26 protein-coding genes are annotated in these 25,102 nt (G+C 70.0%); 9 read left to right on the top strand and 17 right to left on the bottom strand.

Going from position 1 to position 25,102, the window contains the following annotated elements; translation table 11 throughout:
• Positions 1-31 precede the first annotated feature (31 nt).
• Positions 32-994, top strand: coding sequence for a TIGR03557 family F420-dependent LLM class oxidoreductase (locus EXE58_RS13450; RefSeq protein ID WP_135268362.1), 963 nt, complete (start codon positions 32-34; stop codon positions 992-994).
• Here EXE58_RS13450 and EXE58_RS13445 read toward each other — a convergent pair.
• Positions 991-1,833: a PHP domain-containing protein gene (locus tag EXE58_RS13445; protein ID WP_341869500.1), complete on the bottom strand. Its 843-nt coding sequence runs from the start codon at positions 1,831-1,833 to the stop codon at positions 991-993. The two genes, EXE58_RS13450 and EXE58_RS13445, sit on opposite strands and share 4 nt — an antisense overlap.
• Positions 1,830-2,402, bottom strand: coding sequence for a histidine phosphatase family protein (locus EXE58_RS13440; RefSeq protein ID WP_135268361.1), 573 nt, complete (start codon positions 2,400-2,402; stop codon positions 1,830-1,832). The genes EXE58_RS13445 and EXE58_RS13440 overlap by 4 nt, the downstream gene beginning before the upstream one ends.
• Positions 2,403-2,449: 47 nt before the next feature.
• Here EXE58_RS13440 and EXE58_RS13435 point away from each other — a divergent pair, with 47 nt between their 5' ends.
• Positions 2,450-3,601 (top strand): MFS transporter, encoded by a 1,152-nt coding sequence (locus EXE58_RS13435; RefSeq protein ID WP_208544011.1) that lies wholly within the window; start codon positions 2,450-2,452, stop codon positions 3,599-3,601.
• A gap of 1 nt (position 3,602) precedes the next feature.
• Here EXE58_RS13435 and EXE58_RS13430 read toward each other — a convergent pair whose 3' ends face one another.
• Positions 3,603-3,788 carry a DUF5302 family protein gene (locus tag EXE58_RS13430; RefSeq protein WP_135268360.1) on the bottom strand — a complete coding sequence of 62 codons (186 nt, stop codon included), beginning with the start codon at positions 3,786-3,788 and terminating at the stop codon, positions 3,603-3,605.
• 94 nt (positions 3,789-3,882) lie between these two features.
• Here EXE58_RS13430 and EXE58_RS13425 point away from each other — a divergent pair, with 94 nt between their 5' ends.
• Positions 3,883-4,809: a methylenetetrahydrofolate reductase gene (locus EXE58_RS13425; protein ID WP_135268359.1), complete on the top strand. Its 927-nt coding sequence runs from the start codon at positions 3,883-3,885 to the stop codon at positions 4,807-4,809.
• A 43-nt stretch (positions 4,810-4,852) separates the two neighbouring features.
• On the opposite strand, the gene EXE58_RS13420 is transcribed toward EXE58_RS13425, so the two are convergent.
• The 3 genes from EXE58_RS13420 to EXE58_RS13410 form a co-directional block, all read right to left on the bottom strand.
• Positions 4,853-5,380, bottom strand: coding sequence for a GNAT family N-acetyltransferase (locus EXE58_RS13420; RefSeq protein WP_167288884.1), 528 nt, complete (start codon positions 5,378-5,380; stop codon positions 4,853-4,855).
• An 81-nt stretch (positions 5,381-5,461) separates the two neighbouring features.
• Entirely contained in the window at positions 5,462-5,746 is a 285-nt protein-coding gene (locus tag EXE58_RS13415; RefSeq protein WP_167288882.1) for a YrhB domain-containing protein, read from the bottom strand.
• Between the two features lie 87 nt (positions 5,747-5,833).
• On the bottom strand, positions 5,834-6,169 hold the full coding sequence (locus EXE58_RS13410; RefSeq protein ID WP_135268356.1) for a DUF7848 domain-containing protein: 336 nt from the start codon (positions 6,167-6,169) through the stop codon (positions 5,834-5,836).
• 226 nt (positions 6,170-6,395) lie between these two features.
• Between EXE58_RS13410 and EXE58_RS13405 the strand changes: the two genes are divergently transcribed.
• Together EXE58_RS13405 and EXE58_RS19530 are read left to right on the top strand one after the other, a co-directional pair.
• Positions 6,396-7,691 (top strand): HNH endonuclease signature motif containing protein, encoded by a 1,296-nt coding sequence (locus tag EXE58_RS13405; RefSeq protein ID WP_167288880.1) that lies wholly within the window; start codon positions 6,396-6,398, stop codon positions 7,689-7,691.
• Between the two features lie 52 nt (positions 7,692-7,743).
• Positions 7,744-7,890: a hypothetical protein gene (locus EXE58_RS19530; RefSeq protein ID WP_167288878.1), complete on the top strand. Its 147-nt coding sequence runs from the start codon at positions 7,744-7,746 to the stop codon at positions 7,888-7,890.
• A 281-nt stretch (positions 7,891-8,171) separates the two neighbouring features.
• Here EXE58_RS19530 and EXE58_RS13400 read toward each other — a convergent pair whose 3' ends face one another.
• The 5 genes from EXE58_RS13400 to EXE58_RS13380 all read right to left on the bottom strand — a co-directional run bounded on the left by EXE58_RS13400 (position 8,172) and on the right by EXE58_RS13380 (position 13,634).
• Positions 8,172-9,266, bottom strand: coding sequence for an IS110 family RNA-guided transposase (locus EXE58_RS13400; protein ID WP_135268354.1), 1,095 nt, complete (start codon positions 9,264-9,266; stop codon positions 8,172-8,174).
• 144 nt (positions 9,267-9,410) lie between these two features.
• A complete protein-coding gene (locus EXE58_RS13395; protein ID WP_135268353.1) occupies positions 9,411-10,289 on the bottom strand; it encodes a sulfotransferase family protein in 879 nt (292 codons plus the stop codon).
• Positions 10,286-11,344 carry a MaoC family dehydratase gene (locus tag EXE58_RS13390; protein ID WP_135268352.1) on the bottom strand — a complete coding sequence of 353 codons (1,059 nt, stop codon included), beginning with the start codon at positions 11,342-11,344 and terminating at the stop codon, positions 10,286-10,288. Before EXE58_RS13390 ends, EXE58_RS13395 begins: the two co-directional genes overlap by 4 nt.
• 44 nt (positions 11,345-11,388) lie before the next feature.
• The gene (locus tag EXE58_RS13385) at positions 11,389-12,420 is read right to left on the bottom strand and encodes a hypothetical protein (protein ID WP_135268351.1); all 1,032 of its coding nucleotides are present in this window, start codon (positions 12,418-12,420) and stop codon (positions 11,389-11,391) included.
• Between the two features lie 17 nt (positions 12,421-12,437).
• Positions 12,438-13,634, bottom strand: a complete 1,197-nt coding sequence (locus tag EXE58_RS13380; protein WP_135268350.1) for an acyl-CoA dehydrogenase family protein — start codon at positions 13,632-13,634, stop codon at positions 12,438-12,440.
• Positions 13,635-13,767: 133 nt separating this feature from the next.
• Here EXE58_RS13380 and EXE58_RS13375 point away from each other — a divergent pair, with 133 nt between their 5' ends.
• Positions 13,768-14,379: a hypothetical protein gene (locus tag EXE58_RS13375; RefSeq protein ID WP_135268349.1), complete on the top strand. Its 612-nt coding sequence runs from the start codon at positions 13,768-13,770 to the stop codon at positions 14,377-14,379.
• 13 nt (positions 14,380-14,392) lie between these two features.
• Here the strand turns inward: EXE58_RS13375 and EXE58_RS13370 are convergent, their stop codons facing one another.
• The 6 genes from EXE58_RS13370 to EXE58_RS13345 form a co-directional block, all read right to left on the bottom strand.
• Entirely contained in the window at positions 14,393-15,808 is a 1,416-nt protein-coding gene (locus EXE58_RS13370) for a phospholipase D-like domain-containing protein (RefSeq protein WP_135268348.1), read from the bottom strand.
• A 44-nt stretch (positions 15,809-15,852) separates the two neighbouring features.
• The gene (locus EXE58_RS13365; protein ID WP_135268347.1) at positions 15,853-16,914 is read right to left on the bottom strand and encodes a hypothetical protein; all 1,062 of its coding nucleotides are present in this window, start codon (positions 16,912-16,914) and stop codon (positions 15,853-15,855) included.
• Positions 16,911-17,123, bottom strand: coding sequence for a DUF6752 domain-containing protein (locus EXE58_RS13360; protein WP_425271658.1), 213 nt, complete (start codon positions 17,121-17,123; stop codon positions 16,911-16,913). The genes EXE58_RS13365 and EXE58_RS13360 overlap by 4 nt, the downstream gene beginning before the upstream one ends.
• A 23-nt stretch (positions 17,124-17,146) precedes the next feature.
• Positions 17,147-18,712: a class I SAM-dependent methyltransferase gene (locus tag EXE58_RS13355; protein ID WP_135268345.1), complete on the bottom strand. Its 1,566-nt coding sequence runs from the start codon at positions 18,710-18,712 to the stop codon at positions 17,147-17,149.
• A gap of 13 nt (positions 18,713-18,725) precedes the next feature.
• Positions 18,726-19,904 (bottom strand): endonuclease/exonuclease/phosphatase family protein, encoded by a 1,179-nt coding sequence (locus EXE58_RS13350; RefSeq protein WP_135268344.1) that lies wholly within the window; start codon positions 19,902-19,904, stop codon positions 18,726-18,728.
• Between the two features lie 113 nt (positions 19,905-20,017).
• The gene (locus EXE58_RS13345; protein ID WP_135268343.1) at positions 20,018-21,937 is read right to left on the bottom strand and encodes an endonuclease/exonuclease/phosphatase family protein; all 1,920 of its coding nucleotides are present in this window, start codon (positions 21,935-21,937) and stop codon (positions 20,018-20,020) included.
• A 178-nt stretch (positions 21,938-22,115) separates the two neighbouring features.
• On the opposite strand from EXE58_RS13345, the gene EXE58_RS13340 reads away from it, so the two are divergent.
• The 3 genes from EXE58_RS13340 to EXE58_RS13330 are packed head-to-tail and all read left to right on the top strand — an operon-like array spanning position 22,116 to position 25,101.
• The gene (locus tag EXE58_RS13340) at positions 22,116-23,387 is read left to right on the top strand and encodes a magnesium transporter MgtE N-terminal domain-containing protein (protein WP_135268342.1); all 1,272 of its coding nucleotides are present in this window, start codon (positions 22,116-22,118) and stop codon (positions 23,385-23,387) included.
• Positions 23,384-23,908: a DUF1003 domain-containing protein gene (locus tag EXE58_RS13335; RefSeq protein ID WP_135268341.1), complete on the top strand. Its 525-nt coding sequence runs from the start codon at positions 23,384-23,386 to the stop codon at positions 23,906-23,908. The genes EXE58_RS13340 and EXE58_RS13335 overlap by 4 nt, the downstream gene beginning before the upstream one ends.
• 32 nt (positions 23,909-23,940) lie before the next feature.
• Entirely contained in the window at positions 23,941-25,101 is a 1,161-nt protein-coding gene (locus EXE58_RS13330) for an Mrp/NBP35 family ATP-binding protein (protein WP_135268340.1), read from the top strand.
• Position 25,102 lies beyond the last annotated feature (1 nt).

Here is a 25,102-nt window from a genome sequence, read left to right as displayed (position 1 = left end):
TGGCCCACGGCCACGGGGGTACGACGCCACCATGCGAATCGGATACACCCTGATGACCGAGCAGGTCTCGCCGCCCGACCTGGTCCGACATGCCGCTCTCGCGGAGGCGGCGGGGTTCGACTTCGAGGTGATGAGCGACCACTACTTCCCGTGGCTCGACGAGCAGGGCCACTCTGGCTACGCGTGGTCCATGCTGGGCGCCGTCACCCAGGTGACCGAGCGGGTCGACCTGATGACCTACGTGACCTGCCCGACGGTCCGCTACCACCCGGCCGTGGTCGCCCAGAAGGCCGCGACCGTGCAGCTGCTCTCGGGTGGCCGCTTCACCCTCGGCGTCGGCTCGGGAGAGAACCTCAACGAGCACGTGGTGGGTCGCGGCTGGCCGAGCGTCGACGTGCGGCACGAGATGCTGGTCGAGGCGCTGGAGATCATCAACGCCCTCTTCGACGGCGGCTACGTGACCCGCGAGGGCAAGCACTTCCGTGTCGACTCCGCCAAGCTGTGGGACCTGCCGGAGTCCCGGGTGCCGATCGCGGCCGCCGTCTCCGGAGCCCAGTCGGTCGAGGCCCTCGCCCCGCTGGCCGACCACATGGTGACCACCGAGCCCGACGGCGACCTCGTGGAGAGCTGGTCGTCCGCGGGGTCGCGGGGCGAGCGACGGATCGGGCAGATGCCGATCTGCTTCGACACCGACCGCGACGCCGCCGTGCAGCGTGCCCACGAGCAGTTCCGCTGGTTCGGTGGGGGCTGGAAGGTCAATGCCGAGCTCCCGGGGACCGCCGGCTTCGCGGGCGCCAGCCAGTTCGTCCGCCCCGAGGACGTCGCCGGCTCCATCCCCTGCGGCGACGACGTCGGCGCGGTGGTGGAGGCCGCGGCCGCGTGGCGCGAGGCCGGGTTCACCGACCTGGCACTGATCCAGATCGGTGGTGACCACCAGGAGGAGTTCCTCGACTGGGCCACCAGCGAGCTGCTCCCAGCCCTGCGGCAGACCTAGGTCGCAGGAGGGCGGCGCGCGAGCAGTCGTTCGTACTCCTCGGGCGCGGTGGTGTTGACGCCCAAGTGGTGGCCGACCTTGCCGAGTCCGTGGTGGTCGCTGCTCCCGGTCACCACCAGGTCCAGCCCGTGTGCGATGGCGCGCAGCTCCGCGCGCTCGGCGGCGTCGTGGTCCTCGTGGTCGACCTCGAGGCCGTCGAGACCGAGGTCGCGGAGCATGCCGAGCGTCTCGACATCGAGCGCCCGGCGACTCCCCCTCCCCCACGGGTGCGCCACCACGCTGACTCCGCCGGCGGCCCGCACGACGCCCACCATGTCGACGAGCGGCGAGGCATAGCGGTGGACGTAGCCGGGGCGGCCGGGCTTGAGGAACCGCTCGAACGCCTCGGTCCGGTCGGCCACCACCCCCTTGGCGACCAGGGCGTCGGCGACGTGCGGGCGCCCGGCCGCGACCGCATCGCCGGCAGCGCGTCGTACGTCAGCCTCGTCGATCTCGATGCCCGCGGCGACCAACCGCTCGCAGATGCCCGGGACCCGGCTGTCACGACCACGGAGGATGCGGTCCAGCTCAGCGTCCAGTACGGGGTGTGCGGGGTCGAGGAAGTAGGCAAGGAGGTGCACGCTGCGGTGCTCGTGCGTCGTGCTGATCTCCATGCCCCGCACGAGCTCGACGCCCTCGCGCTCGGCGACGGCTGCAGCCTGCGCCCAGCCCGCCGCCGTGTCGTGGTCGGTGAGCGCGACCACGTCGAGGCCGGCCGCGGCGGCCTTGGCGACCAGCTCGCCGGGCGGGTCGGTGCCGTCACTGACGCTGGAGTGGGTGTGGAGGTCGATTCGCATCATGCGTTCCAGCTCAGGATCACCGGGGTCTCCCGCTCGAAGCCGAGCACGGACACCGTGGAGGTGTCGAGCCGGAAGAACCTCCCCTCCTGCACCGGCTGCTCGAGCCACCGGGCCGCCAGCGCCCGGAGCGAGTGCCCGTGGGCGAAGGCCAGCGTCCGTCCGCGGCTGCCCTTGACTCGATGCACCACCCGGTCCAGGCGTCGGGTGACGTCGGCAGCGGTCTCCCCGTCCGGGCTCGGGTGCGTCCACACGGTCCAGCCGGGCACGCTCTCGCGGATGGTGGCGGTGGTGATGCCCTCGTAGTCGCCGTACGCCCACTCGACGAGGTCGTCGTCCACCTCGGCACCGGGGAACCCCGCGAGCTCGGCGGTACGACGAGCCCGCTGGCGTGGGCTGGTGAGCACCAGGTCGAAGGTGGTGGCGGCCAGCCGCTCGCGCAGCGCCAGCGCCGCGGCCTCACCGACCTCGGTGAGGGGCAGGTCGGTCACCGAGGTGTGCTTGTGGTCCCGGCTCCACTCGGTCTCGCCGTGGCGGACCAGCCAGAGCTCGGGGGCCGGGGCCTCAGACATGCGGCGAGTCTCGCACGCCGGATGCCGGGGAGTGCCACGATGCGGGCGTGCGTCCCGCCATCGCTGCCGCGTTCTTCACCCAGGGACTCGTCTTCATCAGCCTGACCACGAGGCTGCCCCGTTTCCAGGAGCGGTGGGAGCTCGGCGAGCTGGCGCTGTCAGGGATCCTGCTGCTCATGGTCCTGCTCTCCGGAGCGGGCTCCCTGGTCGCTGAGCGCCTGGCCCGACGATCCGGCAGCGCTCGGCTCCTGCGCACCGGACTGCTGCTGGCAGGCGTGGCGGTGCTCGTCATCGTGCTGGCCCCGCACGTGCTGGTGTTCGTCCTGGGGCTGGCGTCGTACGGCATCGCGCTGGGCCTCGTCGACGCCAGCAGCAACATGCAGGCCGTGGCCCTGGAGCACCGGCTCGGCCGCGTGGTGCTGCCGTCCTTCCACGGCGCCTGGACGCTCGGCGGAGTGTGCGGCGCGGCGTTCGCCCTGGCCGGCTCGGCCCTGCCCTGGGAGTCCGCCGCGATCGTCGCGGTCGTGCCCTTCGCCGCCGCCTTCCTGCCCTTCGTGACTTCCACCCGGTCGGTCTCGGCCGACGTCCCCATCGACGAGGTCGACGTGCCGTGGCGGCCCATCATGCTCATCGGGCTGGCGCTCGTGGTGTTCTACATGGTCGACACCGCCGCCTTCACGTGGGGCCCGGCCTACCTCGAGCACGTCCTCGACGCGCCTGAGGAGCTGATCGCGCTGGCCGTCTTCCCCTACCTCGTGGCGAGCGGACTGGTCAGGCTCGTCGGCGACCGCCTCACCGAGCAGGTGGGAGCCGTCGCCCTGCTGCGCTCAGGGGCGGCTGTCGCCGTGGTCGCCCTCGCCGTCGTCGTGCTCGCCCCCACTTGGCCGGTCGCCGTGCTGGGCTTCACCCTCCTGGGTGGGTCCGTGGCCGTGGTCGCCCCGCTGAGCTTCTCAGCGGCAGCCGCCCTCGCAGCCCGCGACGCCCGCCCGGAGGACCGCCTGGCGCGCGTGGACGCAGTGATCGCCCGCTTCAACCAGTTCAACTACGTCGGGGCGCTCCTCGGCTCGGTGCTGACCGGGCTCGTCGGCTCGGGCTCGCTGCGCCTGGGCTTCGCCGCGCCGCTCGTCCTGGCCTTCGCGCTGTTCCCGCTCACGCGGGCCTTCGCGCCGGCAGACGTACGCGTCGACAGCACGGTCTGACTCAGGAGCCCCCGCCACCCGCCTTGCGGCGGTGCATCGGCTTGGCGACGTTCTTGGCCGACACCTCCGAGCCGTGCGCCTTCTCCTTGGAGCCGGCCGAGTCATCGGGATGGCCGTGCCCGGCCTTGCGATCCAGCGCCTCCCGCATCTTCGCCTTCAGATCTGCGTTGGGGTCCTGGTCAGCCACGGTGTCCTCCAGTTGTGTTCGGTGGCTCCACCCTGCCAAACCGTGTCAAGGACGTCGACCCGATTCTGCACACCGCGTCCGCTACGGTCCCGACGTGGACCTGCAGCGGCGCATCATCGAGGGGCGAGGCGAGTTCCTCATCTTCGCGCTGACCCCGCCGCGACAGGAGGCCTCCCCGGAGAAGGCGCTGGAGATCGCGGGCCGCACGGCCGAGCGCCTCCGGGCCGTGGACCTCGACGGTCTGATCCTCTACGACATCGACGACGAGAGCGGTCGCAACCCCGAGGAACGGCCTTTCCCGTTCCTGCCGACGATGGATCCGGCCGACTACCTGTCTCACTACTTCGACACCGGGAGCACCCCCGTCGTCGTCTACCGGGCCGTGGGGAAGTACGCCGAGTCGGACCTCGAGGCATGGCTGCGGGCCCAGGAGGCCGACCGTCGGCTGTCGGTGTTCGTCGGTGCTGCGTCGCGTGAGGAGTCCGTCGCAACCTCGCTGGCCGACGCCCAGAGCCTGCGGGCGCGGACACGGCCCGACCTGCTGCTCGGCGGAGTGGCGATCCCCGAGCGCCACGCGCGCAAGGGTGACGAGCACCTGAGACTCCTGCGGAAGCAGGACGCCGGATGCTCCTTCTTCGTCACCCAGGTGATCTACGACGTGACCGCCGCGAAGAACCTCGTGTCGGACTATCGCTACGAGTGCCTCGCACGAGGGCTGGCCCCGGCGACCTTCGTCTTCACGTTCTCGGTCTGCGGGTCCACCAAGACTCTCGAGTTCCTCCGATGGCTCGGCGTCGACGTGCCCCGGTGGATCGAGAACGAGCTCCGGCACGCCGACGACACCCTCGACGCGTCCTTCGAGTACGCCCTGGCGGCCGCACGCGAGCTGATGACCTACTGTCGCCGGCTCGGCGTGCCGTTCGGGCTCAACGTCGAGAGCGTCTCCATCCGGCGCGCCGAGATCGAGGCCTCCGTCGAGCTTGCCGCGCGGCTGCGTGAAGGGCTCCACCGGCTGGAGTGAGCGGTGGCGTTGCGGCGGGTCCGGCCGTTGGGACGCCGACGGCCTACTGCGGGCGGTTGGTGAAAGCCCAGTCCAGGCCGTCCTTCCCCTGGTCGTCGAAGAGGGGATCGCGCCGCAGTCCTATCCGCCGTGCCACTGCCTGGCTGGCGGCGTTCTCGGGACGCACCCGGGCGAGCACGATCTCGCCCGGCAGGCTCCGGGACGCCCAGTCGAGAACCGCCAGTGCTGCTTCCGTGGCGTAGCCCCGACCCCATGCGCTCGGATGGAAGCGGTACATGAGGTTGAGCACCGGCGCTGCATGGACGGTCATCCGCCGGACACCGCAGTTGCCGATGAGTCGTCCAGTCTCCCTCTCGAACACGCAGCAGTTGCCGAAGTCGTGGTGCGACCAGTGCTCGAGCCACCGCTGCAGGACAGCCTCGACCTCGGACAGCTCCTCGACCCGGTCAGAAGGGTTGTACCTGACCACAGAGTCATCGGAGAGGATGCGCAGCACGGCGGGGGCGTCGACGGGCGTCGGTGGGCGCAACGACAGCCGGGTTGTGGCCTGCCATTCAGAAGGGACTGACACGGTCCCCACTCTGCCGTGTCGACCCGACACATCCGCGCCGGCAGATCCGCGCACCATCCACGACAGATCCGGACGCTGGCGTCAGGTTTCGAAGGCGGAACGGCCCCGGGCGATCTGGCTCGCCGTGTCGGCTCCCGACCGTGTGAACCATGGTTCGTCGCCGGACTTGGGCACGACGAGCGCGCCGTTGCCTGCAAGCGCGTGGGTTACCTCGCCTGCGTCGAGGAACGTGCGGCTGTTGTAGGAGAACGCCCATGCGGTGTCGTAATCGGCGACGCCCGAGATCACCCACTCGCCCGCTGCGAACTCGGGGTAGCGGGAGTTGAGCAACGAGACGGCCACTCGGCGTGCGTCATCCTCGGTCATGGGTTCGAGGCTACCGAGGAGTCGGTGCTCTGGGCGCTCGCTCATCGGCAGGTCCGCGCACCATTAGCAGCAGATCCGGGCGTTCCCTCAGCGGGAATTCCCGTGCTTGTGAGCCCAGGCATCGGCAGTCTCCTGGTCTGGCGACGGCGGGGAGTCCGCAAGGCAGACGCCACAGCGCGCAAAGTATCGGCCCGCCTCCTCCCAGTGGTGGACATCGCCCGCCCTGACCCAGTCCGGCGACCAGTCGACCGCAAAGGCGTACAAGAGACCGGAGGTCACGCCCTGCATGAGCCGCTCAATCGTCTCGTCGCTGAGCCCGAGATCGAAACCTCCGTTCGTAACCTGCAACTCGGTTCTCACGTTGTCTTCAACCAGGGCGACCACGCGCTTTGCCCGTTCAGCGATTAGTCGATCATCCGTCATGGCCGCATCGTGACACGACCGCTCATCGGCATGAGCTGATGAGGCACGAGCGGACTTTACTGTCGTCATTACGGCGAGGGCGGATGCCTGATCTGAGAAGGGCACCAGACGTAGTTCCTCCACAGCGACCCAGATCTATTGACCACCCGCTCCGCTACGCCCTACAATCGAACTTGTGTTCGAATCCTCCCTTGGCTCGCCGACTCTCACCCCGCACGGGGCGAGTGTGCGCACGCTGAGGGACGCACTCACCACCATCCCCCTCGCCGCCGCCCCCGAGGAGTGCGTCGACCAGCTCGAGGAGCTGGAGCGCCTGAAGTCGGCCATCTGTGCCACGCAGGCCCGGATCAGCGGTCAGCTCGACCAGCACCGACTGGCCCAGGACGAGGCACGACGACAGCTGGAGCCGCGCCGGCGTCGCCCCAAGCCCGAGGCCGGCATCGCCAAGGAGATCGGCCTTGCTCGCCGCGAGTCGCCCCACGACGGCCGGCGCAAGCTGGCCCTGGCTCGAGCGCTCCTCCATGACCTGCCCGAAACACTGGCAGCGCTCGAGCGGGGCGATCTCAACGAGCGTCGCGCCGAGATCATCGCGTCCGAGACCTCGTGCCTGGACGCCGAGAAGCGCCGCGAAGTCGACGTGGTCGTGTGCCGCGATCTGGACGGTCTCGGCGACGGTCACCTGCGGGACCTCGTGCAGCGCGAGGTGCTGCGCCGCGACGAGGAGGGCTGGCTCGCGCGGCACGAAAGGGCTCGAGCCAAGCGCCGGGTCACCGGCCGCATCCTCGGCGACGGAATGGGCCAGCTGAGCGCGACCCTGCCCGCCACGGACCTGTCACTGATCATGGCCTCGCTCGACGCCGCCGCCGAGACGGCGCGCGCCCAGGGCGACGAGCGCGACCGCAGCCAGCTCGTCGCGGACACGCTGGTCGGTCGACTCAGCGGCCGAGGCCGCAACACCCCGGCGCCGACTGCCATCAAGCTGCTGGTCAGCGCGGAGACGTTGATGGGCGAGGGCGACGAGCCCGGCTACGTGTTCTCGGCCGGTCACGTCCCGGCATCTGTGGCCAGGAGCATGGTGATCGCCGCCGCAGGGCACGCACACTCCACGATCCAACGGCTCTTCACCGCACCGCACAACGGCGCCCTGGTCGCCATGGAGTCCTCGACGAGCTTCTTCCGCGGGGCGCTGGCCGAGTTCATCAAGCTGCGTGACCGGCGCTGTCGCTCCCCCTTCTGCAGTGCTCCGATCCGCCACGTCGACCACGTCAACGGGCGTGCCGACGACGGCGTCACCTCCTCCGACAACGGCCAGGGCCTCTGCGAGGCCTGCAACTACGCCAAGGAGGCTCACGGCTGGCGCCACGAGCCCCATCCCGACCCTCTGGCCGTCACCGAGGTCTCAGTCACCACCCCGACCGGCCACGTCCACCGGTCGCGAGCCCCTGACCCGCCGACAGACCAGTCACACCCCTCCCCAGCCGAGCGCCACGTCTCGGCACGGCTGCTGGCGCTCGCCTCCTGAGGTGGCGCCTGCGTCCTCGGATGAAGTCGCGCGTCTCGGGTACCTCCGAGCCATGACTGAGGAACAGCACGGCCACAACCCCGACCAGGACGCCGAGCCGCCCACGCCGGACGGCGAGGAGCCCAACACCGAGCAGCTCGACCCTGACTCAGAGCCGGCCAGCGACCCCGATCCCGAGCCGGGTGCGTCCGACTCCTGATATGTAGCGATCTCCTGTCAAGGGCAGGGTGAGGCGCCCGTCTCGCTGGTTGCGGGCGGGCGCCTCGTGCTTCGTCGTGGGACTGTCGGCGAGCGTGTCGTTCTCGACGCGCGGGTCAGTCTGATATTCGCGGGTTGATTACCGCAGGACGGTTGTTCCGGCTGGAGCGGGACCGCTTGTCTAGGAACGAGCGTCGACGCGATGGTCTGCTCATAGGAGTCACGCGGGTCGCTCCTCGCGCTGTCACCGGAGTCCTGTGGCGAAGCAGTCGGTGTGGCTGGTCAGCTGTCGTCGAGAATGGCCAGGGACCAGCACCAGCCAGCGAGTTCGCGAGCGATCGCGATGTTGGCGACGTTGTGCCGCTTGCGGTGGTCGATGAACCGCACCCAGCGCTGGTGCAGCCGGTGGTTGCCTTCGTCCCCACGCACTCTGGCTGCTGCCGGGGCCAGGCCCCAGCGGTCGCGCATGGTCTTGCCGACCGAGTAGCGGGGTCGGTGGTGCCAGGCTGCCTCGACGAGAAGTCGCCGCGCGTGACCGTTGCCGGTCTTGGCGATCGAGCCGCGGTTCTTCGACTCCCCGGAGGAGTGCTCCGCCGGTGTGAGCCCGACGAAGGTCCCGATGGTGCGGCCCGTGAACCGATGCCAGTCACCGATCTCGACAGCCAACGCGAACCCGGTCAGGGTGCTGACGCCGCGCAGGCAGCCGAGTCGGCGCACCACCGGGGTGAACTCGCTGTCAGCAGCCATCTCCTCGATCGCGGCGTCCAGCCGGTCGCGACGAGCCCACGTGGTCCTGACGGTCTCGTAGTCGTTGTCGAAAGTCAGCTGCGTGGCTCGACTAATCAGCTGGGGAAGGGCCTGGGTCCGCAGCCAGGTGTCGTGCTTGCCGGTCCAGGGGTTCCCGCCGTCGTAGACGATCCCGTGCCGCAGCAGCAGCTTCGTCAACCGGTGTCTTGCTCGCATCAAGTCACCGCGGCAGTCCTCCCGCGCCCGCACCAGGTCTCGGGCCGCCTCTTGCTCGACCGTCGGAATGGCGACCGAGGTGATCTCGTCCAGCCGCAGCAGCCGCGCCAGATGGACCGCATCGCGAGCATCGGTCTTCACCCGATCACCTGATGGCTTCTGCAGCTTGCTGGGCGCGGCGACCTGGCAGCGGATCCCGGCATCGGTCAGCGACCGATAGAGCCCGAACCCCGTGGGCCCCGCCTCATAGGTCACCGCCACCGGGGCCGGCAGGCCCTGGAGCCAAGACCTGATGTGGGCATAGGACGGAGTCAGCTTCGACTGGAACAACTCGCCCGTGACGCCATCGATCGCCGCTGCCGCGACTGATCGGGCGTGCACGTCGAGCCCAACGCTCGTACGCTCGGTAAACACCGGGGCCTCCCACAACTGTCGGATAGGCCGAGCAGGTGGCCCCTGCTCGGTAACCCACGAATCTCTGTGAGTGAGGCCCCGGCCCGCAACCAACTCACGACGAGCCGGTCACGTCATACCGTCTAGCCGGTCAGGACTGACTGATCACGACTCGGCGCCCCGGTTGATCTTGGCGGCGAACCGAGCCGCCAGCTCGTCCGGATCAAGAGTTCCCTCGAGGATCCGCCGCGTCGGCCATGCAGTCGTGTCGATCCCCGACAGCTCGGCGAAGAGCTCGAGGTCCTGGCCGTACATCGCCGCGATCCTCTCCAGCTGCTCGCCCGTCGGCGGCGTCCCCACCACCCCGGCATCGCCGGCGTTGCGCTGCGAGAGCGGAGGATGGGGCGCGAAGCGCGCCAGCTCGAGGTGGTCGGTCACTGCGTCGAGGGTGCCCTCGAAGTCGGCGAACATCTCCCGGAACTCCAGGAGGAGCCACTGCTCCCGGGGGAAGACGTCGAAGCCCCGCCGCAGTTGCTCGCCGTAGTAGCCGCGCGCGATTCCCGACATGTGCCCGTAGCGCACCGGCTTCACCCCGGCGGGCAGCTCTGCCGGCAGTGACGTCTCGGCGAACCGCCGGATGAACTTCGGCCAGTCCACCCACGGCATCACCCGCGCCCGCAGGTGGGCCCAGTGGGAGAAGAGCCGCTCCAACGGGTCACGGAAGATCGCGATGAGCGGCATGTCCGGCCGGTAGTCGTGCATCCGCTCCAGGGCGTGGGGCCAGAAGAGGTAGGTCGGTGTCGCGTCGCCCATCATCCGGTGGCGGGCGGCACGGCGCGGTGCCGTGTAGTCGCGCGCGTAGTCCGGCGAGTCCCAGTCGTAGTCCTCGCGGTCGAAGAAGTGGATCTCCTTGCGAGGGGGCCGGCAGACGTCGGGGTGCTGGCGCAGGGCCCATGCCAGCGTGGTGGTCCCGCTCTTCTGGACGCCGACGATCGAGAAGTCGTAGGTCATCCGACCCCGGGCGTCAGGAGCGGGAACGCTCACGGCGAGCCGGCCGGGATGAAGGCCCAGTAGTCGAGGTCGAGCAGCACCCCCGCAGCGTACGCAGGACGTCCGGTCTTGGGGTCCTCCCCGCGCAGAGTCATCGACTCGTCCCGACCCTTGGTCGCCACGAGCCGCAGCCGCAGCGCTCCGACACCGGGGGCGTCGACCTCGGCCTTGTCGAGGACCTCCGACCAGGCGTAGACCGTGTCGCCGGCGAAGGCCGGGGCGACGTGGGACCCGGCATTGATCGCCGCGACGAGCTGGGCGTTGGCCAGGCCGTTGAACGACAGCGCGCGAGCCATGGAGATCACGTGACCGCCGTAGATCAGGCGGTTGCCGTCGGGGCGGGCCTCGGTGTTGAAGTGCACCTTGGCGGTGTTCTGCCACAACCGCGTGGCCATCATGTGCTCCGGGTCGGTCAGCGTCACGCCGTCGACGTGGTCGATCCGCTCCCCCACCTCGTAGTCGCCGAACAGGTGCGGCTCGCCGGCGGCAGCGACGTCGTACGACGTGAAGTCGAGGCCGGAGGGCACCACCAGGTCGTCCGGGGCGACGTGGGGGGCCAGCTCGGGAACGACCGTCTCGGGCGCCGGGGACGCAGCGTCCCGCTTGTGCACCATCACCCAGCGCACCCAGTCGATGGCGGTCTCGCCACGCTGGTTGGTCGCCGTGGACCGCACCCACACGACGCCGGTGCGGCCGTTGGAGTTCTCCTTGAGGCCGATGACCTCCGAGCTCGTGCTCAGCGTGTCACCGGTCGCGACCGGACGGTGGAAGCGGCACTCGGCGTAGCCGAGGTTGGCCACGGCGTTGAGCGAGATGTCGGGAACGGTCTTGCCGAAGGCGATGTGGAAGCCGATCAGCTCCTCGACCGGCGCACCGTCCAGGCCGCAGCTCGCCGCGAATGCGGCGGACGACGGCAGCGCGAAGCGCGTGGGGTAGAGGGCGCCGTAGAGGGCACGGTCACCCTCGGTCACGGTGCGCGGTGTCGCGTGGTCGATCACCTGACCGACGGAGAAGTCCTCGAAGAAGTTGCCCGGGTTGGTCTTGGTCACGGGTCACCATGGTGCCGTAGGAGCCGGGGCGCAGCCGACACGGGTCAACCAGAGAGAAGCCCCGGGTCACGCACCACGGCGTGCATGAACCCCGCGAGCCCGCGCAGGGCCGTCTCGAGCACCAGCCCCTGGTCGACGTCGTCGGGATCGATCCCGGGCACGGCGACGGGGTCCAGGTCGCTCCACTCACCGACGAGACCGACACCCAGGTCTCCCAGGGCGGACACCGTCCGGGCGGTCTCCTCCGGCACCCACGCCGCCACGTCGAGGCCGATCGCCGGTTCCTCGCCCTTGCGGGAGGCCAGGACGCTCTTGGCGAGCAGGCGCTTGCGGGCGACCTGGCTCTCGGAGAAGGTCAGGCCGGTCTCGTCCAGCAGCTCGTTGAGCCGCCGCATCACCTGCGCGGACGCGGCACCCAACGACTCGTTGGCCGGCTTCACCGTCTCGATGGCGTCGGGGTCGAGGCCGAGCACGCTGGCGAAGCGCTGCCACAGCAGGTCGCGCGGACCTCCTGGAGCCGGCACGGTGACGACGTCGACGCGCTCCGGCCCCACCACCCCGGCCCACGTCGTCGCGATGGCGACGAGGTCCTGCTGCCGCCAGAAGTGTGCCGCCGGCGCCGGCCGCTGCCCGGGCGGCACCAGGCTGGGCCGGTGGCTCACCAGGGCGTCGTGGTAGTCACGCCAGGACCACGAGCGGCCGTTCTGCACGGACTCCTGCCACATGGCCGGGATCGAGCGGTTCAGGTCGCGTGCAGTGACCACGACCCGCAGGTCGACGTCGGAGAGGGTCTCGCGCAGCGCACGGGCCTTCGCAGGCGTCGCCGCGGCAAGGAATTCCATCGACACGACCGAGAGACCCGGATGGCTCGACATCCGCTCGGCCATCTTGCGCCACTGGACGCCCCTGTCGTGGAGCAGGCCGTGCACCGCTCGGGCCTGGCTGCGCCACTCCTTGCCGGGGAGCAGCACGCCTCGCTGCTCGAGTGCGGCCTTGTTGTCGAAGAGACAGCCCTGCAGGAAGGTGGTGCCCGACTTCATGGCGCCCACGTGCAGCACCACGCGCCCCTGAGCCATGCGGCCGACTCTAACCGTCAACGCAGGGCGTAGTCCTTGAGGAGGCTGCGACCGATGATCATCTTCTGGATGTCGCTGGTGCCCTCGCCGATCAGCATGAACTTGACCTCGCGCATCAGCCGCTCGATCTCGTACTCCTTGGAGTAGCCGTAGCCACCGTGGATGCGGAAGGAGTCCTCGACGACCTCGTTGGCGTACTCGGACGCCACCATCTTGGCCATGCCGGCCTCGACGTCCATGCGCTGGCCGGTGTCCTTGAGGCGGGCGGCGCGCACCATCATGTTGTGGGCGACCTCGACCTTGGTGGCCATCTCGGCGAGGCGGAAGAGCACGGCCTGGTGCTCGGCGATGATCTTGCCGAAGGTCTTGCGCTGCTGGGCGTAGGCGATGCCGAGCTCGAACCCGCGCCATGCCAGGCCGCACGCACGGGCGGCGACGTTGACACGGCCGACCTCGACGCCGTCCATCATCTGGAAGAAGCCCTTGCCGGGCTCGCCGCCGAGGATCTGGTCGGCGCCGATCTTGTGGTCCTCGAGGACGAGCTCGGTGGTCTCGACCCCCTTGTAGCCCATCTTGTCGATCTTGCCGGGGACGGTGATGCCCTGGGCGGTCTCGCCGAAGCCGGGCTCCTTCTCCACCAGGAAGGTCGTCATGTTCTTGTAGACCGAGTCGGCACCCTCGTCGGTCTTGACCAGCACGGCGACGAGGGTGGAGGTGGCTCCGTTGGTCAGCCACATCTTCTGGCCGGTGATGAAGTAGGACCCGTCGTCGGCCTTGGTGGCCTTGGTCGAGACGGCCGAGACGTCGGAGCCCAGCCCCGGCTCGGACATCGAGAACGCGCCGCGCACCTCGCCGGCGGCCATCCGCGGGAGGTACTTCTGCTTCTGCTCGTCGGTGCCGTGCTTCATCAGCATGTAGGCGACGATGAAGTGGGTGTTGATGACCCCGGAGACGCTCATCCAGCCGCGGGCGATCTCCTCCACCACGAGGGCGTAGGTCAGCAGCGACTCGCCCAGGCCGCCGAACTCCTCGGGAATGGTGAGCCCGAAGACGCCCAGCTCCTTGAGTCCGTCGATGATCTCCTGCGGGTACTCGTCGTTGTGCTCGAGCTCCTGCGCGACGGGGATGATCTGTTCGTCGACGAACTGCCGGACGGCCTTGAGGATCTCGGTCTGGTCCTCGTTGAGGCCGTCGGTCTGGCAGAGGCGAGGCATGCGCACGTCCTTCGTGGTGGCGGTGAGGTGGTCTGAAGTGTATTTCCCGCAGCCGCGGGGAGGCCAAGCGGGCGCCACGCGTGAGACGTGAGGTTCGTCGTACCCGTGTTGACCGTGATGAGAGGATCGTGACATGCAGCCCACACGAGCCACCACCGGCATCACCGCAGTGGCCGCGTTCGCGGCGGTCCTGGGCGGTGCGACCGCGTGCGGAGGGGATGAAGACCCCACCGCTCGCGCCACCGACACCTCCGTCCCCTCCAGCTCGGAGTCAGAGTCGCCCGAGGCGCCGTCCTCCATGGTCGACTTCGGCGAGGAGCCGGCCGTGGAATCGCGCTACAAGCAGCTGGCGCTCGACGCGGTGGACGACGGTCTCATCACCATGGTGCCGACGGTCCTGCCCGACGGATGGACGGTGGCAGGAGGCGGCTACCACGCCGACGACCCGCAGTGGTGGCGCATGGAGCTCACGTCTCCGGCAGGGCCGGTCGTCCTCGACCAGCTGGCCGGGGAGACCGACGACGTGCTCGGCGAGCACGAGGGATCTCTCGAGCCGGCCGACGACGTCGACCTCTCCAAGTGGGGAATCGGCACGTGGTCCCAGTGGGACAACGGCGACCTGACGCTCCTCACCCGTGAGGTGAAGGGCAGCGTCGTCGTCGTGCAGGGTCCCGACGTCGACTCCACCTCCGACCTGGCGAAGTCGCTGCTCCCGGCCGAGGACTCCCGCAGCAGCGAGGACTGAGCGCCCGCCAGCCTCAGTCGTTCTCCCACGTCGAGCCCGGCCGCATGCCGTCCGGCTCGATGGTGGTCATCGGGTTCTGCCCGACCATGCGGCCGTTGACCAGGCGCCACGACTGGTAGGTCGTGGTGTAGGCGTCACGGGAGTAGGGCTTCTGCCACATGAGCTGGAAGTTCTTCAGGTAGGCCTTGGTCCACTTGCGCCCGTGGAGCGAGAAGAGGATCTCGTCCTGCGGTGTGCCCAGGCTTGCCCAGTTGGTCGAGCCCGTCCACACCATGTTGGCGTAGACGTTGCCCTTGTAGGACCCGCGCAGGACGAAGTACTTGTGGTGGGTGTAGCGCTCGATGGCCTCCGGCAGACCGGTGGTCTCGGAGTCCTCCTTGAGGCTGAACCCCGTCGAGCGCAACGGCACGCGGCCGCGCGCGGTCGGGGCGCCGAGGTGGTTCTTGGTGTGGAAGCCCATCAGGCCGTAGTTGACCTTGAGGTTGCACCCGGCGGCGTAGAGGGCGCGCAGCTTGTCGGCGAGGTAGTTGCCGCGGGCGCCGCGCATGGTGTGCATCGACAGGCGCAGCTTGGTGCGCCGCTCCTTCCCCGTGGCGGGGTCGACGTAGGTGCACTGGATGTTGTTGAGGATGTCGAGGATGGAGTCGCGGCTGGGCGTGGTGTATCGCGGGAAGACCGTGGTGTGGTACTTCTGCTGGTCGCCGAGGGCGCAGCTGCGGCCGTTCTCGCAGAAGGTGTAGCTCGGGCGACGCTTGTCCCAATCGGGCCGCATGTCGTTGAAGAGCGTGCGGAACTCGCGGTAGAGCGTCTTGTCGCCGGGGATCGTGTAGAGGTCGTTCCACTGCCACTTCACGGCGTTCTGGGTCATGTTGTGCGAGCCCAGCATCACGACGTGGCGACGGTTGCCGGTCTTGGAGAACAGGTAGAACTTGCTGTGCAGGTTGTTGTACTCGTTCTGGTCGGCCCGACAGCCCGACGTGCAGCGCTTGAGGAAGTTGCGCTTCTTGGTGTTGGCCCCGATGACGCGCTGGACGTCGACCTGGGCGCTCGGCACGAGGTGGTCGTTGAGCAGCACCTGCACCTGGACGCCGCGGCGGTAGGCGGCGATCAGCTCGCGCGCGAAGGCCGGCCGGTCCATCGAGTAGGCCGAGATGGTGATCTGGGAACCCTTGGGCGAGTTGCGCACCGCCCGCAGGATGTGGCGCTCGATGGTGTAGCGCTGCGACTCGATCATCGGGTTGTTGAAGCGGGCCGACTTGCGCACACGCCACTTCTTGTTTGGCTTGGTGCGGGCGGCGAGGTCGACGCTGCTCGGCTGGGCGACGGACGCCGCAGGGACGGCCGCAGCCGGGACGCCGGCGCTGGCAGGGGCCAGGAGGGCCCCCACGACTGCTGGCACAGCAAGAAGGGCAACGAATCTGGTACGCACGCTCACACTCTCCCCGACGCGAGCAGCGCCGAACTTGATTGCTCTCAGGTTGCATCCCGGCGTGTCGGCACCTGTGAGGTGCTGGCACGAACGTCGGCGAGAATATCAGCGACGAGTTGGGCGGCCGAATCAACGAGCTCGTCCGCAGTCACGCTCGACGGCACCCTTTCGGCGGGGTCCGGCACCCCGCCGCGCAGCAGCTCGAGGTCGCCCACGACGTCGTATCCCCGCTCCTCGACCAGCGCCAGCACGGCGTCGTCGCGGGCCAGGAACTCCTCGCGGTAGCGCTCGGGGAGCCCGCCCCGCTGCCTGGCCTGCGTGGCAAGGCGACCCTCGGCGAGGTAGCCGCGCAGCCAGGTGCCACGGTCGAGGGCGGAGTAGGGCGGCAGGTGCTGGTTGACACGGCGCAGCAGCTCGACCTGGACGATGCCGAGCGAGGTGTTCGCGCCGGCCGCGGGAGCGTCGTACGACGCCGGGTCGACGCCGATGACCCCGGCGAAGTGGTGCCAGTGCAGGTCGCGCGGCGAGTCCGGGCCCGGCATGGGCAGCACGTGCACCCGCTCCGCCGGGACGTGCTCACCCCAGCGGTCGAGCACGTCGGCGAGGTCCCACGCGCGCATCGAGAACTCCGGGCCGCCTGCCGGCTTGCCCGCGATCACCTCGTCGAGACTCACCGTCGTGCCGTTCTTGACCGCCTCCTGCCAGCCGGCGGTGACCATGCCGGCGGCGTCGCGTGCGGTGATGACCAGGTGCACCTCGGAGTCGGCGAAGTCCGCCACCGCGCGGGCTGCCTGCTCCCGCGAGGCGGCACAGAGGAACTCGTGGGTGATCAGGCCGTCCGCCGACTGCCCGCGGCACTCCTCCACCAGTCGCTTCCACGCACCCGGCGCAGCGCGGTGTCGCCGGGCCAGGCGCGGCCTCTCGGCGAGGTCGAGCGCTGCCCACAGGTGCTCGCGGTGGCCGAACCCGGGCAGGAAGACCCCGTCGGCGGCAAGCCTGCGGCGGTTCTCCCACAGGATGCCCTGGAGGTAGGTCGTGCCGGTCTTGGGCAGCCCGATGTGGAGAAAGACACGCCGGGGCCCGGAGAGATGGGCCCTCGGCGTCACGAGAAGTCCCGGCGGTACTTCTTCAGCAGCTCCTCGATCCTCGCCTCGTCACGGGCCGCCACGGGCAGGAGGAGCTCGGCGACGACGTCGGTGAGCTCGGCCAGCCTGACGTTGAGCGCCCGGCACTCCTGGACGGCGTCCTCGAGCTCCGCCATGCGACGCTCCAGGTCGCTCGACCTGCCTGCGAACAGCCGGTTCCTGACACTCACGGGCACCATTCCCACCTCGACACCTACTGCTTCCATCCGATGACCATGCGACACACCTCGGAGCTGCGCGGGTGGTCGGAGACGTCGTAGCGCACGCTCTCGACGACCGTGCCGCCTGCTTGGGCCACTAGCTCGCTCATCGCCGCGGGCGCCAGCGCCCGGCGGAGTCCGTGACGCCGCGGGTAGCGGTCGCGACCCCTCCGGCTCAGGAACTCCAGGTGGAAGCCCTCGTCGGTCCCGGCCAGCATCATCCGGGCTGCCAGGAGCAGGTTGAGGCGTCCGCGCTCGCTGAGTCGCTCGACGACGTGGCGGCTCTGCACGAGACGGGGGCCCGGCATCCGGGCCACCCAGGCCGACACGGCCAGCACGTGGCGCAGCTCCAGGAGGTTGAACAGCTGGAACTCCACCAGGGGGTCCTCGCGACGCTGCCGCGCCGCCTTGGCGTAGGCGGAGGGCTGGTAGTCGAGGCCGATCGCTCGCACACCGCGATCGGCGACGTGGACGACGTCGGACCCGCGACCGCAGCCGATGTCGACGAAGAGCTGCACGTCTGGGTGGTCCTCCACCAGCTGGCGCACGAGCCTGGTCGGCCGGAGCGGCCGGTGCCGCGTCTTCTTGAAGTAGCCGTGCCAACCGGCACGCCCGCGGCGCATGCCGCGGAACCACCCGTTGAACCGGGTGATCGTCGAGGCAGGTGTCTCGAACTTGTAGGCCGGGTCGGGCGTGCGCCAGCCGGGCCCGTAGGTGGCGGTGAGGAACCGGTCGGCGTCCGCGGGGACCGGGAACTCCCGCCCTTCGAGGGTCGCGGTGCCGAGCGGCTCGATCCACTCGCGCTCGAACGGGACGGCGATCTCACCCATGAGGTAGAGCGTCCCGTCGCGCATGAAGCCGCCGAAGACGTCGAGGCCGCGGTCGAGCCCGTCGCTCTCCTCCACGTGGATCTGCAGGGCGAGCGCGGAGTAGCGGGTGACGCGGTAGCCCATGTCGGCCAGCTTTCGCTGGATCAGGAACGACTCGCGGATGACGTCGACGGGGTGGTCGTGGGCACTGACGTAGCCGAGGTCGGCGTCGGAGTCGTGACCGATGAGCCGGCCGTCACGGACTGCCCCCAGCGCGGTGCCGTAGGCGAGGAAGGGGTTGAGGCCGACTTCGCGCAGGGCGCCGATCACCTCGTCGATCGCCTTCAGCAGCGGCTCGACGTGGGCTGCGTCGCGGTTGTCGAACGTCTCGACGAGCTTGGCGGACTTGTCGAGGGCCAGGGGCCGGCCGGCGGCGTTGACGACGGTGATGCGGCCCTCCCCGGACCCCAGACGGACGGTCTCGGAGTGGAGCTCCTCCCCCGTCGTCGGGTCAGCCAGCACCACGTCGACCACTCCGTCGAGGTGCGAGCGCAGCGCCTTGGGCCAGGCGACCAGCCGTCCGCCGTCGACCTCGACGCCGTCACGCTGGAGCCAGAAGGACCAGATGCGCCGGCCGTCGAACCTGACGTCGACGAGCTGCTCTCGGGAGGTGGAGGAGCGGATGCCCTCCTCGCCCACCGAGCAGTCGCTGAGACCGGAGCCGCGCGCAAGGTGGGGCAGCGCTCTCATGGGGCGAGCATACTCACCCGTCACCCGGCTCCTGCGACAGCAAGGTGGCCTGGGCGTGCACCAGGTCATGGTCCGAGGCGAGCCCGGTGCCCGACACCGCATAGCCGTCGAAGGCGACGCCGTCGGAGCCGAAGACCCAGTCGACACCCATGCGTGGCGGTGGGACGCAGCTGCCGCTGTTGCTGCCTCCCGCAGCGGCGATGAAGACCCCGCCCGCGGTGAACTTGCAGAAGATCTCGTCCCGCTCGTTGAAGTCGCCGGTGACGACGACGGGGTGGCCGGTGAGCCGGTGCAGCTCGGTGAGGTGGTTGACCTCGAGGTCGGACCCGATGGCCCGCCAACGGGCGTTGCTGCCCAGCGAGGGCGTGTCGGCGGGGTTGTGGAAGTTGGCGAACCACGCCCGCCGTCCGGTCTCGATGTTCTCGAGGAGCACCACCGGCATGCCGATGCGGTTGCCGCCGGCGTAGGGCACCGGGAGGGTGTGGGCCTCCACCAGGCTCCACATGCTGCTTCGCCAGGCGATGTTGAAACGGACGGACTTGTCCCCCTCGGAGAGGCCGGGGTAGGTGGCGTACTCCCCCGCCCGCGCGGTGAACATGTGGTACTGGCTGGACTCGAACTCCTGGAACCCCACCACGTCCACCGCGTTGCTGCGCAGGATCCCGATCGCCATGTTCATGCGGGCGCTCGCGTCGGGGTAGCCGGGCTTGTTGCCGCCGGGGCCGGTGTGGGAGTCACCCAGGACGTTGAACGTCGCGACCCGGAACGTCACCGGCTGGCTGCGGCGGTCGAGCTGCTCGGAGACCTGCCGGGCCAGGCGCTTCTGGGCCTGGATGTAGCGACGCATGTGCTCGTCGACACCTTGGGAGGCCCCAGGCTCCCGACCCTTCCCCTCGTCGTCCTCGCCGGACCGTCCGCCGCCTCGTCGCGACCCACGCCGGTCGTCCTCGACGGTCTGGTCGTCCTCGTCGTCGTCGATGTAGGGAGTGGCCGTCATGCTGCCCGGGTCCGGGAGTGCTGCGGGGTCGTCGACGGTCCCGGCGGCGAACAGCCCCGAGCCCGGCAGGCGGCCGGAGAGACCGAGGACGGCGAGCAGGAGCACCACGAGAGTCGCCGCGACGCCCGCGACCACGGGTCGCGAGCGCAGGCCCAGGTGACCCGACCGTTGCGGGCGGGACTTCCTGTGACTCACCAGACGACCTCCGCCGTGGCCTCGAGCGGCCGTGTGCGGAGTGAACGGCCCGTGGACGAGTCGATTCTAGTCGGCGTAGGGAAGGCGCAGGGGGTTCTCGGCAGACGAGCCCGTCAGGAGCCGTCCCCGGCGTCGGGCAGCGCAGCGGGATCGAAGACCTGCAGCCCCTGGTAGGGGTTCGTCACCGAGCCCGGGACCGCCGGGAGCCGCAGTGCGCGCGTCACCAGGTTGGCCACGTCACCGGTGCGGATCGGCTGGGCGCCGGAGTAGCCCGGCTGGTGGCCGCCCGGCGAGGCGTAGTCGACGTTGAGGGCGTTGAGGTCGTAGAGGTCACTGCCGGCGGGCACGCCGGGGCCGGTCACGTAGAGCGGCACGCGGTAGCCCTGGCGCCACGCATGGGGTCGGCTGCTGCGCATCGCCCCCTGGGTCCCCACGACCACCAGCATGGTGCGGTCGCGCAGCTGCGGGTCGTAGCGGACCGTGCGCTGGATCTTGCGGAGCACCCGGTCGACCTTGATGATCGCCTTCTTGTAGTCCTCGCCGCGGTAGCGCTCGCGCTCACCCTGCTGGAGGGCACCAGAGAGCTCGATGACGCTGAGGTCGCGCGCCTTGCGGGTGGTCATCGCGCGCCACCAGGTGGCGGCCTTGTAGTCGTGCTTGAGGACCTTGAAGCGGTCGATCTTGGAGCTGCCGTCGGGGGCGCCGTAGGGGTCCGACCCGCCGAACTTGCTGTTCCAGCTCTTGCGGGCCAGGGCCAGCTCGGACCTGCTGCCGACCAGCGCGGTGCTGAGCGAGTTGTTGTGGGCGAGGTCGAAGATGCTGGAGACGTACTGGCCGGCGGCCTTGTGGACGGTCGCGGGGTTCTTCCCGCGGAAGTCGACGCCGTGGCCTCCGGCCCCCGGGTTGACGCGGCGACCGGTCAGCACGGAGAAGAGGTTGGCGTCGGCACCGACGCGCTCCTTGGTGGTGCGTGCGTTGGTGGTGGACGCCCCGTCAGTCTCCATGCGCGAGAGCGCCTTGGCCTGCTCGCCGATGCTGCGCACGGCAGAGGTCGTCAGGCCCGGCACCGCCACGACCACGACGTGCTCGATCGTCGCCGGCGCGGCGGCCGGGATGACGGCGTTGGCCATGTAGAGCGGGTGGTCGGTCGTCGCCTTGACGTAGGCGTCCTGGCGGCGGGTGTAGGCGTTGAAGAACACGTCCTTGGTGCCCATGATCCAGTCGATGGCCCCACCGGTCGGCGGCGAGCAGGTGCTGCCGTCGACGTAGCCGCCACTGGCCGACCACATGTCGGCCGCGGGAGCCACGGCGCAGTAGTAGTCGCTGGTCTCGTTCTTGTCGCCGAAGGAGATGAAGGGCGTGCCCGGGTAGGCCGCGCGCAGGTCGTTGGCCAGCTTGGCCTCCATCGCGAAGCCCTCGTCACGCCACCGCTGCGCGGGGCCGCGGGTGTCGGCCGGGTTGTGGGTGTTGAAGAACCACACCTGGCGCCCGGTCTGCACGTTCTGGAGGAGGACGTACGGCATCCGGCTCGGCACGCCGTCGAAGTAGGGGACGGGCAGCAGCTGCGCCTGGACCAGGGTCCAGGTGTCGGTGCGCCACGCGATGGAGTTGACCGACGGCGCGCCCACCTCGGGGATCAGGCCGGGGTAGGTCTGCCACGAGGTGCCCGTGAGCTCCTGGAAGCGCTGTGCCTGCGGCGGCTGGAACTCCTGGAAGCCCACGACGTCGAGGTCCTCCTCGTTGAGGAGGTTGACCACGCGCTCGATCCGGACGACGCCGGTGTCCCATCCCCGGCGGTTGCCGCCGGGTGCGGTGTGGTCGGCTCCCAGCACGTTGAAGGAGGCCACGCGGGAGTGCGTCGCCGGAGTGGGCGGAGCCGGGACGGGCGACCAGTCCGCAGCAGCAGCCGGCTCTGCGGAGCTGCCGACGGGAGCGGCCAGGGCGAGCGCGAGCATGCCGACGACCACGGCAGCGCCGCGTCCTCGGAGCAGGGCACGCCCGGCGCGGTGACGTCGAGGTGGCGTGTCGAGCATGGGTGGCCTCACAGAAGTCGGGGAAGGAGCGACCGGGGCACGCGCGAGGAGCATCTCGGCGCCACCGGATCGTGTGACAGATGTTGCTCGTGTGGCAGCAGGCTACCTCACGCGACGCGAACCACGGGCTTCTTCACAGAGGCGTGCCGCGGCCCTCCTGCACGCTAACGTTGCGCCGGTGAGCACCACTCCGACCCGTGTCTTCGTGGCCCGGCTCGTCGGGCTGCCGATCTTCGACCCCCAGGGCGACCAGGTGGCCAAGGTGCGCGACCTCGTCGTGGCGGTGCGCTCGGAGACCAGCCAGCCCCGCGTGCTGGGCATGGTCGCGGAGATCTTCGGACGTCGGCGCATCTTCGTCCCCATGACCCGGGTGACCGCGATCGACAGCGGCCAGGTGCACACCACCGGGCTCATCAACATGCGGCGCTTCGAGCAGCGGTCCACCGAGACGCTCGTGATGGGCCAGATGCTCGACAAGACGGTGACGATCCGCGACTCCGGCGTCACCGGCACGGTCTACGACGTCGCCATGGAGCAGGCCCGCAACCGCGACTGGGTCATCTCCCGCGTCGCGGTGAAGGAGCCCTCGCAGGGGTTCCGGCGTCGTGGTCAGACCCACGTCGTCGAGTGGCGCGACGTCGCCGGGCTCACGCGGCAGGAGGACTCGCAAGGAGCGACCCACCTGATCGCGGCGCTCCACGACATGCGACCGGCCGACGCGGCCAACATGATCCACGACCTGCCACCGGAGCGTCGTACCGCCGTCGTCGCGGCGCTCGACGACGAGCGGCTCGCAGACGTCCTCGAGGAGCTGCCCGAGGAGGACCAGGTCGAGATCCTCGAGCACCTCGACTCCCAGCGCGCCGCCGACGTGCTCGAGGAGATGTCGGCCGACGACGCCGCCGACCTCATCGCCGACCTGCCCCCCGAGACCGCCGCCACCCTGCTCGGTCTGATGGAGCCCGACGAGGCCGAGGACGTACGCCGGCTGATGAGCTACCACGCGGACACGGCCGGGGCCATGATGACGCCGGAGCCGGTGATCCTCTCCCCGGACGCGACGGTCGCCGACGCGCTGGCCCAGGTCCGCAACCCCGAGCTCACTCCCTCGCTGGCCGCCCTGGTCTACGTGTGCCGGCAGCCACTGGAGACACCGACCGGCCGGCTGCTCGGCGCGGCCCACATCCAGCGACTCCTGCGGGAGCCGCCCTCCACGCTGGTGGCCGCGGCGCTCGACGAGTCGATGGACCCCCTGCGTCCCGACGCGACCATGGACGAGGTCGCCGGCCACCTGGCGACCTACAACCTCGTCGCAGCCCCGGTGGTCGACGAGGAGGGCCGCCTGCTGGGGGCGGTGACCGTGGACGACCTGCTCGACCACATGCTCCCGGAGGGTTGGCGCGACCGCACGGGACGCCCCGGCACGGTCCTGGGTGGTGAGCGGTCGTGAGCGACAACCGTCGTCCCCGGCTCGACACGCCCCGTGAGGCTCGCCGCACCCTGGTGAGGCGCCCGGCCTACGACGCCGACGCCTTCGGCGTGTTCGCCGAGTCCTTCGCGCGGTTCATGGGAACCGCGCGGTTCCTCATCTGGATGACGCTCTTCGTGCTCTTCTGGGTCAGCTGGAACACCCTGGCGCCCGACGACCTGGTCTTCGACGAGTTCCCCTTCATCTTCCTCACCCTGATGCTGAGCCTGCAGGCCTCCTACGCCGCTCCCCTGATCCTCCTCGCGCAGAACCGGCAGGAGCAGCGGGACAAGGTCGTGGCGGAGCAGGACCGGCAGGCCAACGCCCGAGCCCACGCCGACATGGAGTTCCTGGCCCGCGAGGTGGCCTCGCTGCGCCTGTCCGTCGGCGAGGTCGCGACCCGCGACTTCCTGCGCTCGGAGCTGCGCGGACTGGTGGGCGACATCGAGGAGCTCACCCGTGGTCGCAGTGACGATGACCACGACGGGCGGACTCCCGCCTGAGCCCAGCCGGGGGGCTCGTAGACTCGAGCATCATGAGCACCCCCACCGTCGCGCAGGTCACCGCCGCTCTCGCGGAGGTCAACGACCCCGAGATCAAGCGGCCCATCACCGATCTCAACATGGTCGACTCGGTGACCATCGACGAGGGCGGCGGCGTCGCGGTCACCGTCCTCCTCACCGTGGCAGGTTGTCCGCTCAAGGACACGATCACCCGTGACGTGACCGAGGCGGTCGGCAAGGTGCCGGGCGTGACCGGCGTCGACCTGACCCTGGGCGTCATGACGCCCGAGCAGCGCTCCGGCCTCAAGGAGGTCCTCAGCGGTGGGCGCGCCCAGCGCGAGATCCCCTTCGCCCAGCCCGGCTCGCTCACCAAGGTCTTCGCCATCGCCAGCGGCAAGGGCGGGGTCGGCAAGTCGTCGGTGACGGTCAACCTCGCGATGGCGATGGCCGCACAGGGCCTCAAGGTCGGCATCGTCGACGCCGACATCTACGGCCACTCGGTCCCCGCCATGCTCGGGGTCGCCGACAGCCGGCCCACGCAGGTCGACGACCTGATCATGCCCGTGCCCACCGCCAGCGGGGTCTCGGTGATCTCGATCGGCATGCTCAAGCCCCGGCGCGACCAGGTCGTCGCGTGGCGTGGGCCGATGCTCGACCGCGCCCTGGTCCAGATGCTCGCCGACGTCTACTGGGGCGACCTCGACGTCCTCCTCCTCGACCTGCCGCCCGGCACCGGCGACGTGGCGATCTCCCTCGGACAGCACCTCCCCAACGCGGAGGTCGTGGTCGTCACCACCCCGCAGGAGGCGGCGGCCGAGGTGGCCGAGCGGGCCGGCACGATGGCCTCGATGATGCACCAGCGAGTCGTCGGCGTGGTCGAGAACATGAGCTGGCTCCCGTGCCCCCACTGCCCGCCCGAGGACGACCACCGCCTCGAGGTGTTCGGCTCCGGTGGCGGCGAGCGTGTCGCGCGCACCCTCTCGGAGCGTTTCGACTACGACGTCCCGGTGATCGCCCGGGTGCCCCTCGACCTCGCGCTGCGCGAGGGCGGCGACGTGGGCAAGCCGATCGTCTCCGCCGATCCGGACGCACCGGCGGCTCGCGAGCTGACCCGCGCGGCGCAGACCCTGGCGGGGCGTGGCCGCGGACTGGTCGGTATGCAGCTGGGGCTCACGCCTTCCGCTAGGTTCTGAC

It is taken from the genome of Nocardioides seonyuensis, assembly GCF_004683965.1.
GTDB classification, from domain to species: Bacteria; Actinomycetota; Actinomycetes; order Propionibacteriales; family Nocardioidaceae; genus Nocardioides; species Nocardioides seonyuensis.
Note: the sequence above shows the minus strand (reverse complement) of the source record. Positions and strands in the feature narration are given on the sequence as shown.